The organism is Sediminicola arcticus (assembly GCF_040566695.1).
Lineage (GTDB): Bacteria > Bacteroidota > Bacteroidia > Flavobacteriales > Flavobacteriaceae > Sediminicola > Sediminicola arcticus.
This window is the reverse complement of sequence record NZ_JBEXAE010000001.1, coordinates 143,693-156,820: the sequence shown is the minus strand read 5'-3', so window position 1 is coordinate 156,820 and position 13,128 is coordinate 143,693. Positions and strand designations below refer to the sequence as shown.

Genomic DNA, 13,128 nt, shown 5'->3' with positions numbered 1-13,128 from the left:
AATAGTAAAGCTTACACTCAAAATGAGTGGGAAATGACTGTAGACTATATTAATTCTAAAATCCTCTTATTATATATGGAGGAGATAAAAGCCCAAAGAGATCTAGATGATCAGGAGAAATCAAGCTACGATGAACTTAAAAAAATTAATATAAAAAACAATCTAGAAAAACCCATTGATTTCAAAACACTATCGCCAATATTATCTAAAGCTTGGCCAACTACCATTAAAAAAATAGCCAATCCAATTGATTCTTTTAAAAATTTAGATAAAAAAGACCTAATAGTTCTTTTTTTCAAAGTAGATAGCCTATTAAACGTTAGAAAATCTGAAATAAGTTCTGATAAGGCTTTCATTAAATTAAAAAAGGAAATACTTGGCGAAAACTCCAAAGCTGAAGTTTCGAAAGAAGTACAAAATGAAATTGAAGCTAGAAGCACAAATCAAGTTGTAAGTAGCAGATCTATAGAAACTCCAGATCAAAAATCATCTAATTCTTGGTCTTACTATTTGATGATCCCCATCCTACTATTCATGCTTTCAACACTGTTTTTCGGTTTCAAATATAATACCGTAAGAAAAGATTTAAAAGAGCAGAAAAAGAAATATTCAATATTAGAAAATGACTATGACCAAAATGATAATAAACTAAAACAAAAGCAAAATGAAATTGACGAATTAGTTAATTCTATCAAGTACCAAAGCAATACTCACCAAGTAACATCAAATCAAAACCTTAGACCAGATCCAATCGTTGAAGAACGTCCAACCGAGGTAAGCTTTCCGGTTGAAGAGCCAAAAAATTCACCTACAATCCTTTATGCAGGTAAACCATCCGTAGATCATTTTTTAACGAATATTTCAAATGAACCTTTAAACAATACCACCATTTTTAAATTAGTCATTAGCCCTAACAATGAACACTTAGCGGAGTTTGAAGTAATTCTGGTTGACAATTTTATGACCAGAAACATTACCAATCAACCAGATGATTATCTATACAGGGTTTGTAATAATGAAAACTTCAATAAAGAATTTAAGAGAGAGATTATCACGACTAAAAAGGGAAAAGCTGAACTTATAGATGGTAACTGGACCGTAAAAGAAGAAAATAAAGCAACCATAAAATTTCAATAATGAACCACGATGCTACACTTATCATAATAATAGCCGTAATTATAGCAATACAAGTAATTGTTTTCGTCAAAAATATAGGCAAAATCAACAACTATAAGAAGACCATTGGTAATGTGAAAAACTTTGCGATTGTCAACGTCAATATTCATGAAAATCAGGTAAAGGATATTAGTATAGAAGAAGTTTTGAAAAATAGAATTGAAGAAAAATATGATAATTCACATGTCGAAGAAATTCCAAATACTATAGTCGAAGAAGACGAAATAGAAGATGAGTATAATGATGAGGATCTAGATGTAGATACTTACAACGATGAATTAGAATTTCCTGAAGATGAAGAATACGAAATCGAGAAGAACTAAGTAAGCGAACCTGAAATAACTTTCATTAAACTCTGATTATAATGAGTGAAAAAATAAATATATCCCTTATAGAATGTAAGGGTGTAAAAAATGAAACCCAAAGTGATATTCTTAATTCCATCAATGGGTATCTTTTAAGAAATAAAGGAGCTGTAAGCGACTTTATGCTAGTGAAAGACATTGTGGACAGAAACGTAGACAAGGTTGATGACGAAATTAGTAACAGCCTCCCGACCCCACTATATTTGGGTCTTATGGGCACTATGATAGGGATAGTAGGTGGTTTAATTTTCATGCCAAAAATGTCTGATTCCGCTGAACAAGCTACTAGCGGTATTGATGCGTTATTGGGAGGTGTTAAAATAGCCATGATAGCCAGTGTAGTAGGACTCTTACTGACAATCATCAGTAATTATTTCTTTTTTAAGGCTAGAAAGCAGGTAGAGCATCAAAAGCATGATTTTTTCACTTTTATCCAAACCCAGTTATTACCAATACTCTCCCAGAACACTTCTTCTAGTATCTACTCTCTCCAAACAAATTTATTGAAATTCAACAAAGAATTTTCTTCCAACATGAAGGATTTTAGTGGGATTATCTCTACGGTTCGGGAAGCATTTGATAGCCAACTTCAAGTAGTACAAGAGTTAAAAAGAATAGATATTACGACCATTGCGAAATATAATATTGATGTGATGCATCAGTTGAAATCTTCCTTTAAAAATTTAACGCAACTATCGGAATATTTAAATAATATGAATGGGTTTTTGGGGAACACTAGGGAACTTAATCTTGCTGTCTCTCAACAACTAAAAAAGGTAGGGGAAATATCGGAAATCGTAAAAAGATTTGATTCTAATGCAGGTATCATTTCGGATAATTCAAGGTACCTATCAGAACAGTTTAAAAATATTGATTCCCGTGAACAAGCTATTAAAAATAGGATTGTTGACTTTGACAAGAACACAGGCAAGATGGTTGACAATCTTGAACTCTCCTTTAACAAACGATTACAAGATTTTAATGAAAAGGATATAGAAATCAGTTCAGGGTTCGAAAAATTATTTCAGGACTTAAGAATTAAAACGAGAGAAGTATTTGATGATGAAAGCAGTAATATAAAGGCTATTAAAAATGATGTAGATTCCTTAAAGGGAGTCTCTACTGAGCTTTCTTCACTAAAGGCAAGCGTCACCCAACAAGATCAAACCATAAGGGATCTATTGGAAATCATAAGAGACAAGCCTGTGGAAATTAAAACGTCTAAGGTAGTTACCGTTGGTAATGTTATTCTAATTGCTTTTGGAACAATTACTTGTTTGAGTATCATCTATAAAATATTCACAAGTTAATGGGCAGTAATAAAAAGAAAACAGATATTTTTTGGGTAAGCTTTTCAGATTTAATGACCACCTTATTCTTCATAATGCTAGTGTTATTTGTCTTAACTGTAGTCTATCTAAAAATAGAACAAAATAAAATTATTGCAGAAAAAGATGAATTAGAAAAAATCGTACGGTTAGAAGAACAGTTTAAACCACTTCAATTGGATGGCAGTTTCTATTACTTGGAGGAGTGTAAAAAATTTGTTGCCAAAGACTTATTGGGAAAAGAGATTTTTGAACGCAATAAGACTCAGATTTTGGATGAATACGTGGAGCCTACCTTGGGCGTAGGGCGTAAGTTGGAAAAATTTCTTAATGATCTGGAATTAAAGAACCCTGATTTCTCTTACTTATTGGTCATTGAAGGAAATATGGGAAATTCATATGATATGAAATTTAGCGAAGATGACAGTTTTGGATACAAAAGAAGTTATGAAAGGGCTCTTGCTGTTTATAATTTATGGATTTCAAATAATGTGAATTTTAGAAAAAGCAATGTAGAAGTATTGATTTCAGGAAGTGGATTCAATGGCCTTTGTAGGGAAGACAATGAGACAAACAACAAGAGATTTTCGATTCAAATAATCCCTAAAGTTAGTAACAATTTATGAAGAATATCAAAATCTTATTATTTGTAGTTGTAATTATATTTGGATGCAATAGGCCTAACAGAGGTGCTACAAGAAATACCGATTCAAGACAAGAAGTCTCTTCGAAAAGTAAAAAAGTATACGGCCAAAGATCAGCTGGCCAAAATATTGTGAAAATGAATTATGCACATGGCGTTTATGAAGTTCCTATTGAGATCAATGGTACGCCAATGAACTTTATTTTCGATACTGGTGCCAGTAGTATATCTATTTCGGCCACAGAAGCTATGTTCTTATACAAACAAGGTAAGATTACTGATGAAGATATCGTGGGCTCCTTGTATTTCCAGGATGCTACTGGAAGTATTTCTGAAGGAACTGAGGTTATATTAAAATCTGTAAAAATTGGAAACCGTGAGATCAAAAATGTGAAAGCTTCTATAGTTCATAATTTAAACGCTCCCCTACTTTTAGGCCAATCGGCTTTAGCTCAATTTGGAAAGGTAACTATCGATTATAATTCTAAATACATCAGCTTTGAATAAACTAATACTTATCATAATAATTCTTTCTTGGTGTACATCATGCAATAGGCATCGCCCTGTTAGCAAAGTAGAGAGTGTCTTTGTTTCATCCTCTGAAGAAAACACTAAATCTGAGAATAAGACAACTTCTTCGGATATAGAAAAAATAACTTTTCAAGCAAAAATTATTAGAATATTGGATGGTGATACAGTTGAAATCTTATATGACAAACTTCCTATAAAATTAAGACTGGAACATATAGATGCTCCCGAAAAAAGAGGAAAACAACCATATGGCAATGCAGCCAAATTAGCGCTTTCTGATTTATGTTATGGCCAAATGGCAACCATTTCATCCGATGGAGATTTCGACAGAAATGGTAGGTTGATTGGTGAAATATACAATATAGACGGTATTAATGTTAACAAAGAAATGGTCCGTCTAGGAATGGCATGGCATTTCAAGAAATATTCGGATGATATGAGTTATGATGTCCTGGAAAGAGAAGCCCGTGGTTCCAAAATAGGGTTATGGCAAGAAAAACAACCTATTGCCCCTTGGGATTTTAGGTAACACTTGTGATCAATAAATGCAATAGGTTCTTTTCAATCTAATGAAATCTCAATAGCATCTTTTAAATATTAATAGAAGGTGTAATATTAATCTTGAATATTTAAACATCAGAAAAATATCTAACTAAAATTCAAATGAGGTACAGAAATAGAATTAAACTTGCCCCTGGTTTACATATTAATTTGTCTGGGTCTGGCGTAAGCACAACATTGGGAGTGAAAGGTGCGAGTGTTAATCTTGGAAAAAGTGGAGCCCATTTAAACACAGGGATCCCTGGAACAGGATTATACAATAGATCTAAAATCTCCAGTGCCTCTAATGGTTCTTCAAATAAGATCTCAAAAAACCAAACTCAAGTAGGTGTTAAGTTAGACTTGAATGATAACTATGAACCAGTTATTGAGATATATGACGACAGGGGAATTGATATTACTACGCAAGCGTCCATAGCAAAAATCAAAAGATCCCCAGAATACAAAGCTAATCTTTTGAAAATCTACGAATTATACTACAATGATATAATTGAAGAAACTACACAGTTTACTGATATATATAAGCACATCGTTCCACCAATTTCAAAAAAAGAAATTCAAGAAGAAATAGATAATTTAAAACTTCATAAATATAGAAAGAAACCTTTTGACAAGTCTAAACCAAGTGTTGATTCTGTAAAAAATATACTTTCTAATGAAGCAGTAAGAAAATTTAATTCTGTGCTTTTTTGGAAGAATAAGAAAAATCGCCTTGAATATATTGAGAGCAATTTGGATAAAAGACTAAATGATTTAATTGCCCAGTGGGAAGAGCAGAAGGAAGATTTTGAAAAGAGCGAAATTATTAGAGAAAAAGAGAGTAATGAAGATTCTCTAAAAACCTACCAAACTAAGAAGGACATCTTAATCAAAAACCTAAATGGGACCGAAAATTTTGTATTGCAAAACTTTGAAGCAATTTTAAATGAAATAGATATTAAACCAGAATTCTTTGTTGATTTTGAATATAACGAAGACGACAAAACTTTTTTAATTGATTTAGATCTCCCGGAAATTGAGCACTTGCCTAAAGAAACAGCTACAATTTTAAAGTCAGGAAAATTATCAGTAAAAAATAAAAGCGAAAAACAATTGAGGGAAGATTACGCACAATGTGCAACTGGTTTAGGTTTTTTAATTGGTGGTATTGCCTTTCTATGTTCTGCCGGCATTGAAAAGGTAAAGGTTTCAGCCTACACCCAAAGAATTGACAAGAAAGATGGTCAGACCAAGAATGACTATATCTATTCCATTGAATTTGATATTGACAATTTTTCAAAAATTAATTTCAAACAAATTGATTCTGTTATTGCCTTTAAAAGTTTTGAACACAAAATGGAATTGTCCAATTCATCTGTTTTTAAAACCATCAATATGGACTAGGTATGGCTATCCTAGTTATTCACTTTAGAAAGCTGTTATATATTAGTTTTCGAACATCAGAATAATATAGACATTATAAAAATTAATTGATTTGAAAAAAACTGTTTTGAGGTTTACCAAAGGCACTAACAATGAATATTCTTATAACTCCATAAAGGTTTTAACATATCATGTGATAAATAACAATCCTTTAATTATAAAATTTATATACAGCCTTATTGTTCTAAATGTTATTTCCCTTATTATAGAATACTATAAAGGGATTCACGATAATTATTCGGAGTTTTTTCAACTATTCGAAATGTTTTCAGTTTCAATTTTTACTATTGAATACTTATTACGACTTTGGACATCCGATCTTAATAATAAATTCAAAGGAAATTTTATTGTCAAAAGAATGAAATTTGCTTCCTCCACCCTGGGTCTAATAGATTTAATTGCGATCTTGCCATTTTATTTGCCCTTTATATTTCCGTTTGACCTCAGAATAATTAGAATTCTGCGTACGTTAAGACTCTTGAGAATATTTAAACTTAATAGATATTCCAAATCATTAAAAACAATCTCGGGTGTTTTAAAAGAAACAAAGGATGAGTTGATCATGACGGTATTTGTAGCTTTTATACTGCTGGTACTTTCTTCTACCCTTATGTATTATATAGAAAATGATGTCCAACCCGAGAATTTTGCAAGCATCGGTCATGCATTTTGGTGGGCCGTTGCGACGCTGACGACAGTTGGTTATGGGGATGTTTACCCCCTAACTGCCTTGGGCAAAATTTTAAGCGCAATAATTGCTATTGTAGGTATTGGTTTTATTGCCCTTCCTACAGGTATCATAAGTTCAGCTTTCATAGAGAAATTAAGACATGACAAACATAAAAAGGGTAAACAGTTTATTATATGCCCGAATTGCCAAATTGAAATAAATAAAGACAATCGTTAATTCACCCCTTCTCAAATTCCAACAAAATGGGAAATAATTTCTAATTAAATTTATTAATGTTCCTTGAAAAATTTAATGTGGTTGTAGAGATTTGGACACCTTCATATATGGTTTCTAATACACTTTCATAGACAATAACTAATAGTACTACAAAATGAACATATTATATATACATGGCCTTAACGGGAGCCTTAGCCCTGAGAAAAGGGCAATTCTTGAAAATCACGGCGCTGTTTATTCTCCACCCATCGATTACCAAGAAAATGACTACAGCATTGAACATTTAAACATTGAGTTTAAAGATAAAGATATCAATGTGGTCATGGGCAGTAGTATGGGTGGTTTTGTAGGGTATTATCTATCAATAGCATTTCAAACGCCAGCTTTATTATTTAATCCAGCTCTAGTTTACCGTTCCGTATTTCAAAATGTCCCAGATTATAAAAATCGTAATCGTTCTTTCAAAAAAATAGTGTTAGGGGCCCAAGACGATATAGTTTACCCAAACAACACCTTGCTATTTATTGCTGAGAGAATAAAAAATAATACTGACTATCAAATTAGCATACGTCAAGATTTAGCCCATCGCATTCCTTTGGATATATTTGAGGAAGAGGTAGAGTCCTTTTTTAAAGGAATAGGTTATTAAGGTTTAAAAAGAAATCAAATAATTTACCAGACTGAATCTAAAAGTTCTTTTCAAATTTTTATTCTAAGCGTTAGAAATAATTCTCAATTGTTGGTGAAATCCCCTATATTTAAGCTCTCAATATATTATACAACCCAAAAATAATTAAACTAAAAAAAATCAAATAAAAGGTAATTATGAGTCTTTATATAATCGATGAAAATACAGGACCTGATTCAATTATAAAATGGTATGACGAGAACATGCAGGACGAAATAGATTTAATTATGAATTGAAATTAATTGGTATTTTATAACCTGAATATTAAGAACATAATTATCAGATAAGCCTTAATCCTAAGATCACCACTCGCTCAATTATAAACTAGAATTTATTTATTAATGGACGCATTTAAAACACACTCCCAAGTAATTACAAACTACAGAGAATATTTAAATTCTTTTATAAATATAACAGATGAAAGAATAAAAGAAGAAGTTAGAAAGGCATTTGAAAGCGATGGTTTTATTCCCGATCCATTAATACAATTTAACCCTTCTTTTAAAAAAGGAAAATCTTTACAAGATCTTTACACCGAAGGTTTAATAAATAAAAAATTAGGAAAATCTTTTGGAAATTACAATTTGTATAGTCACCAAACGGAGGCGATTCAAATTGGAATTCAGAATAAAGGATTTGTTGTAACATCAGGAACTGGCTCTGGTAAATCTCTAACGTATCTAGCCACAATTTTTAACTCCATATTCAATTTAGGCCAAGATAAAAAAAAGGGTGTGAAGGCTATACTTGTGTATCCAATGAATGCTTTAATTAATTCTCAACAAGTAGAGATTGAAAAATATGCTGAAAATTTCGGAACAGACTTTCCCATAACTTTTGCTAAATATACGGGACAAGAAAATGCAGAAATAAGAGATTCAATTAAAAACAATCCGCCAGATATCATCTTAACTAATTATATGATGTTAGAGTTAATTATGACTCGACAATCAGAATCATGGTTACGTGATTCCTTAAGAGATAATTTACAATATTTGGTTTTTGATGAATTACATACGTACAGAGGCAGACAAGGTTCGGACGTTAGTATGCTGATAAGACGTATTAAGAGCTTTTGTTCTTCAAATTTAATATGTATAGGTACTTCTGCCACAATGTCTTCTGGTGGAAGCCCAACAGAAAAAAAAGAAGCTGTAGCTTACGTAGCTACTAAAATATTTGGTGTTAACTACGATACCAGTCAAATTATTGGAGAATATCTTCAAACTTGTACCAATGGTGAAATATTTAATCCGATTGAAATAAGAAATGCTTTTCTCAATGGTATTAATATTCAGGATGATGAAGAAAGATTCATTAATCATCCCATAACTAATTGGTTAGAGTTAAATATTGCTTTAAAAGATAACGATGGAATACTTGAAAGAGGCAAACCTAAAACAATAAAAGCAATTGCTTCGATATTAAAGAAAACAACAGAATTAGATATTCAATTAATAGAAGACAAACTTGTTGATTTATTAAAGTGGACTGAATATTTAAATGAACAGAATCGAATAAAAAAATCGGGAAAAAGCTTTTTGCCATTTCGTTTTCATCAGTTTATCTCTCAAACAAGTACAGTTTCTGTAACGTTAGAATCAAGAGACACTAGAAGTATTACGATTAAATCTGGAAGATATTTAAAAGAAGGTGCAGATGAAAAATTCTTGTATCCCATATTATTTAGCAGATATTCCGGTGTTGATTTCATATGTGTAGAAAAGGATGTTGACAAACAACTATTATTACCTAGAAATCCTGATGAACCCGTTCAAACACTAACTAAAAAAGAAGGAGTTAAAGAAAATCTAAAAGAAAGCAATTTCAGTTCTGGATATTTAATTCTGGATGAAGGTGAATCATTTTGGAATGAAGACCCCATTGAAATTGCTCCAACTTCTTGGTTAAATCCAAGTGAAACACAATTTAAACCATATTATGATTGGCAAATGCCAAAACTAGTATATTTTAATTCTAGCGGAGCATATTCTGAAGAACCTATTTATCCTCTTAAAGGCTATTATATTCCAGTAAAACTTAGAATCGACCCTTCAGCCGGAATTATTTATGAAGATTCTAAAACTAATGAGGGTACTAAATTAATGAAGTTGGGAAATGAAGGAAGAAGTACTGCAACTACTATATTATCATATGCTGTTGTGGATTCTCTTTTTCAACAAAATGAAGAATTAAAAGATCAAAAATTATTAAGTTTTACCGATAACAGACAAGATGCTTCTTTACAAGCAGGTCATTTCAATGATTTTCTTTCCTCAATAAGACTACGTTCAGGGTTACATCACGCTCTAAAAAACAATCCTTCCGGGTTAAGAGTTCACGAAATTGCCGAATATGTATTTAAAGAATTAAAGTTAAGGGAAGATGCCTTTGCAAAAACACCTTCTGCAGATCCAGATTTTCCTGATCGTGATAATGAAAGGGCCATTAAAACATACCTACTAATTAGAATATTTCAAGATTTAAAAAGAGGATGGCGTTATACATTACCCAATCTTGAGCAAACAGCCTTATTAAAAGTTCAATACCACGAATTAAGTAGATTATGTGCAATGGATCAAAAATTTGCACACATTCCATTTTTTAATAACATCTCAGCTGAAATAAGAGAGGAAATTCTCATTCAACTATTCAATTATTTTAGAACCAATTATGCACTGGATCATCGCTTCTTATTTGATGACAGATCTGAAACTGAAAGTTTCTTAAAAAATAAATTGGATGATAAAAAGTTATGGTCTTTAGATCATAAAGAATCCATAGAAACCCCTACTTATATGGTTTCTGTAAGACCTGGCAGAAGTACTCAAAGAGGTATTTATTTTGGCACCATAGGATTACGCTCTGGTTTAGGTAAATATATTAAAAGAAAAATGCTCGAGAATGACTTTGAGCCATTAAGGCAAGATGAGTACAGAGAATTTATTGAGAATTTATGCGATTTACTAACAGCTACAAATTTTTTATCAAAGAGAGAAAACTTAAGAGGTTCCGGTGGAAACGTTCATGGTTATCTACTTAGAACAGATAATTTAATTTGGTTAAGTGGAGATGAGAAAACGGTACCTGTTGATGCAACAAGAATTAATACATATCGTGATTTACAGATAAAACCTAACTTTTATTTTCAACGCTTATATCAAACAGATTTTACAAAATACCAAAAAGAAATTGAAGCCCGGGAACATACAGGACAAGTGAATAGTCAAACAAGAATAGAACGAGAAGAAGCCTTTAGAAAAGGAGAGATTTCTTCAATGTATTGTTCTCCAACAATGGAATTAGGTATTGACATTTCTAACCTGAACATTGTCCATATGCGTAACGTGCCACCAAACCCGGCTAATTATGCACAACGAAGTGGTCGTGCAGGTAGAAGTGGTCAAACGGCAGTGGTGTTTACCTATTGTTCAGCTTGGTCAGCACATGACCAAAATTATTTCAAAGCTTCAGAAACAATGGTTGCAGGTACTGTGGTACCTCCAAGAATTGATTTGATAAATGAAGAATTATTGACATCACATTTCAATGCCTATATTTTAATGGAAATGGCTTTGGCCGATTTAAACAAGTCTGTTTCTGAACTATTAGATTTGTCTAATGATAAAAATATTGCAGTCAAACAAAATATTTTAGATGCCATTGATAATGGAATTTTAAATTATAAACAATCTTGGATTGATTCATATAAAAAAGTAATAGCATCCATAGAACCTGAACTTAAAGAAATGTGGTGGTATTCTGATAATTGGCTGGATGCTAAAATCAATTCATTTTCTCAGCGTTTTGATAAGGCTTTTGATCGTTGGCGAAATTTGTATGTTTCTGCGAAAACGATGATATTAAAATCGCGAATAGTATTAGACGATCCTGTTATTAAGTCTGATAGCGATCAAAAAATTGAAGCCAAAAGGCAACATGCTATTGGTTTAAAGCAAATTGAATTGCTTAAAAATGATACTAAAAATAGTTATAAAGACCAATCTGAATTTTATGTTTTCAGGTATTTAGCATCAGAAGGGTTCTTACCAGGCTATAATTTTACACGCTTACCTGTTAGAACTTTTATTGGGTATAAACATACAGATCAGGGAGAATATATTTCAAGACCAAGAGGAATTGCGTTAAAAGAATTTGGCCCTCATAATACCATGTATCATAATGGTAGCAAATATCGTATGAACCGTATGATGTTACTTGATTCTGATACACATCAGCGTAAAATAAAAATATCCAAGGCTACTGGGTATGCGTTTTTAGATGACGAAGCTCAATTGGCAAATAATGATCCAATTACGTTATCAGAATTAAAAGGTGATAATCAAGAATATCGTAGCACCTTGATAGAGTTATCAGAATGTGAAGGAATTCCACAAGAACGAATTTCATGTATAGAAGAAGATCGTTCCTCTGTTGGATATATTGTAGAAGAATATTTCAGATATACAAAAGGCATTGAGCATACTAAAAATTTGGTTGTTCAAAGAGGTGGAGAAAAATTATTAAACCTAATTTTTGATCAGTCAACAGAATTAATCAAATTGAATAGACGCTCACGCAGATCTACCTCTGAAACAGACGGATTTGCGATTGATAAAAGAAATGGGAAATGGCTAACCCAAAAAGATATAGATAGTAGTCAAGAAGTTTTAGATAACAAGAAAGATGTGATGATCTTTGTTCGAGATACAGCTGACACACTGTACATTCAGCCACTGGCAAATATGGAATTGACACCAGAACAGGTTATCTCATTAAGTTATGCACTCAAACGAGGAATTGAAAGTTTATTCCAAGTAGAAGAAAGTGAGATTGGCGTTAATGTTATGGGGCATAAGGATAATCCAAATATTTTAATTTATGAAGCGGCAGAAGGCAGTTTAGGTATTTTGTCACAACTTATCCAAGAACCTAAAAAGTTGAGACAGTTGTTCGAGGAAAGTTACCGTAATATCCATTTTGATCCTAAAACAAGATTAGAAACGGCTGCTGGCGAAAAACTACCTCGGGCTTCCTATGAAGATCTATTATCCTATTACAACCAGCGCCATCATGAGATTTTAGACAGATATAGCATTAAGGAAGTTCTAGAGCGATTGATGGACTGTGATTTATCTTTGGTACAACAAGGGAATGACCGTGAAGATCAATATCATTATTTGTTAGATACATATGATAAAAACAGTGGCACAGAATTACCCCTAATTAAATACTTATACCAAAATAAACTGGCATTACCAGACAAAGCACAAGTGTACATGGAGGAATTTTACATAAGCCCGGATTTTGTATATAACACCTCCAATGGACCAGTCCTACTATTTTGTGATGGCTCTATTCATGATAAAGAAAACGTCATTAAAGACGATTTACATAAAAGAAAATTATTACGGGATGCAGGTTATGACGTGATAGAATGGAATTATAAAGAAAAAGTAGAAGAATTAGTTTTGAGAAGAAAAGACATTTTTAGAAAAGTGAATTAA

General features: G+C 32.1%; 10 protein-coding genes. All 10 read left to right on the top strand.

The window, feature by feature from the left end; translation table 11 throughout:
• The first annotated feature begins 33 nt into the window (after window positions 1-33).
• The 10 genes from ABXZ36_RS00640 (at window position 34) to ABXZ36_RS00595 (ending at window position 13,128) form a co-directional block, all read left to right on the top strand.
• Window positions 34-1,137: a hypothetical protein gene (locus ABXZ36_RS00640; RefSeq protein ID WP_354613517.1), complete on the top strand. Its 1,104-nt coding sequence runs from the start codon at window positions 34-36 to the stop codon at window positions 1,135-1,137.
• Window positions 1,137-1,499 carry a hypothetical protein gene (locus ABXZ36_RS00635; protein WP_354613516.1) on the top strand — a complete coding sequence of 121 codons (363 nt, stop codon included), beginning with the start codon at window positions 1,137-1,139 and terminating at the stop codon, window positions 1,497-1,499. Before ABXZ36_RS00640 ends, ABXZ36_RS00635 begins: the two co-directional genes overlap by 1 nt.
• Before the next feature lie 41 nt (window positions 1,500-1,540).
• On the top strand, window positions 1,541-2,851 hold the full coding sequence (locus ABXZ36_RS00630) for a MotA/TolQ/ExbB proton channel family protein (protein ID WP_354613515.1): 1,311 nt from the start codon (window positions 1,541-1,543) through the stop codon (window positions 2,849-2,851).
• Window positions 2,851-3,495 (top strand): hypothetical protein, encoded by a 645-nt coding sequence (locus ABXZ36_RS00625; RefSeq protein WP_354613514.1) that lies wholly within the window; start codon window positions 2,851-2,853, stop codon window positions 3,493-3,495. Before ABXZ36_RS00630 ends, ABXZ36_RS00625 begins: the two co-directional genes overlap by 1 nt.
• Window positions 3,492-4,019 carry a retropepsin-like aspartic protease family protein gene (locus ABXZ36_RS00620; protein WP_354613513.1) on the top strand — a complete coding sequence of 176 codons (528 nt, stop codon included), beginning with the start codon at window positions 3,492-3,494 and terminating at the stop codon, window positions 4,017-4,019. The genes ABXZ36_RS00625 and ABXZ36_RS00620 overlap by 4 nt, the downstream gene beginning before the upstream one ends.
• Window positions 4,012-4,572: a thermonuclease family protein gene (locus ABXZ36_RS00615; RefSeq protein ID WP_354613512.1), complete on the top strand. Its 561-nt coding sequence runs from the start codon at window positions 4,012-4,014 to the stop codon at window positions 4,570-4,572. The genes ABXZ36_RS00620 and ABXZ36_RS00615 overlap by 8 nt, the downstream gene beginning before the upstream one ends.
• 134 nt (window positions 4,573-4,706) lie before the next feature.
• Window positions 4,707-5,987, top strand: a complete 1,281-nt coding sequence (locus ABXZ36_RS00610; RefSeq protein WP_354613511.1) for a DUF4236 domain-containing protein — start codon at window positions 4,707-4,709, stop codon at window positions 5,985-5,987.
• Between the two features lie 91 nt (window positions 5,988-6,078).
• Window positions 6,079-6,933, top strand: coding sequence for an ion transporter (locus tag ABXZ36_RS00605; RefSeq protein ID WP_354613510.1), 855 nt, complete (start codon window positions 6,079-6,081; stop codon window positions 6,931-6,933).
• A 154-nt stretch (window positions 6,934-7,087) separates the two neighbouring features.
• Complete coding sequence (locus ABXZ36_RS00600) at window positions 7,088-7,582, top strand: YqiA/YcfP family alpha/beta fold hydrolase (protein ID WP_354613509.1); 495 nt, start codon at window positions 7,088-7,090, stop codon at window positions 7,580-7,582.
• A 380-nt stretch (window positions 7,583-7,962) separates the two neighbouring features.
• Window positions 7,963-13,128, top strand: a complete 5,166-nt coding sequence (locus ABXZ36_RS00595; RefSeq protein ID WP_354613508.1) for a DEAD/DEAH box helicase — start codon at window positions 7,963-7,965, stop codon at window positions 13,126-13,128.

Excerpts from the sequence above, each read along its gene's own strand:
- ABXZ36_RS00620 (WP_354613513.1), top strand. The coding sequence starts at position 3,492 with ATGAAGAATATCAAAATCTTATTATTTGTAGTTGTAATTATATTTGGA.
- ABXZ36_RS00630 (WP_354613515.1), top strand. The coding sequence starts at position 1,541 with ATGAGTGAAAAAATAAATATATCCCTTATAGAATGTAAGGGTGTAAAA.
- ABXZ36_RS00610 (WP_354613511.1), top strand. The coding sequence starts at position 4,707 with ATGAGGTACAGAAATAGAATTAAACTTGCCCCTGGTTTACATATTAAT.
- ABXZ36_RS00600 (WP_354613509.1), top strand. The coding sequence starts at position 7,088 with ATGAACATATTATATATACATGGCCTTAACGGGAGCCTTAGCCCTGAG.
- ABXZ36_RS00625 (WP_354613514.1), top strand. The coding sequence starts at position 2,851 with ATGGGCAGTAATAAAAAGAAAACAGATATTTTTTGGGTAAGCTTTTCA.
- ABXZ36_RS00635 (WP_354613516.1), top strand. The coding sequence starts at position 1,137 with ATGAACCACGATGCTACACTTATCATAATAATAGCCGTAATTATAGCA.
- ABXZ36_RS00595 (WP_354613508.1), top strand. The coding sequence starts at position 7,963 with ATGGACGCATTTAAAACACACTCCCAAGTAATTACAAACTACAGAGAA.
- ABXZ36_RS00640 (WP_354613517.1), top strand. The coding sequence starts at position 34 with ATGACTGTAGACTATATTAATTCTAAAATCCTCTTATTATATATGGAG.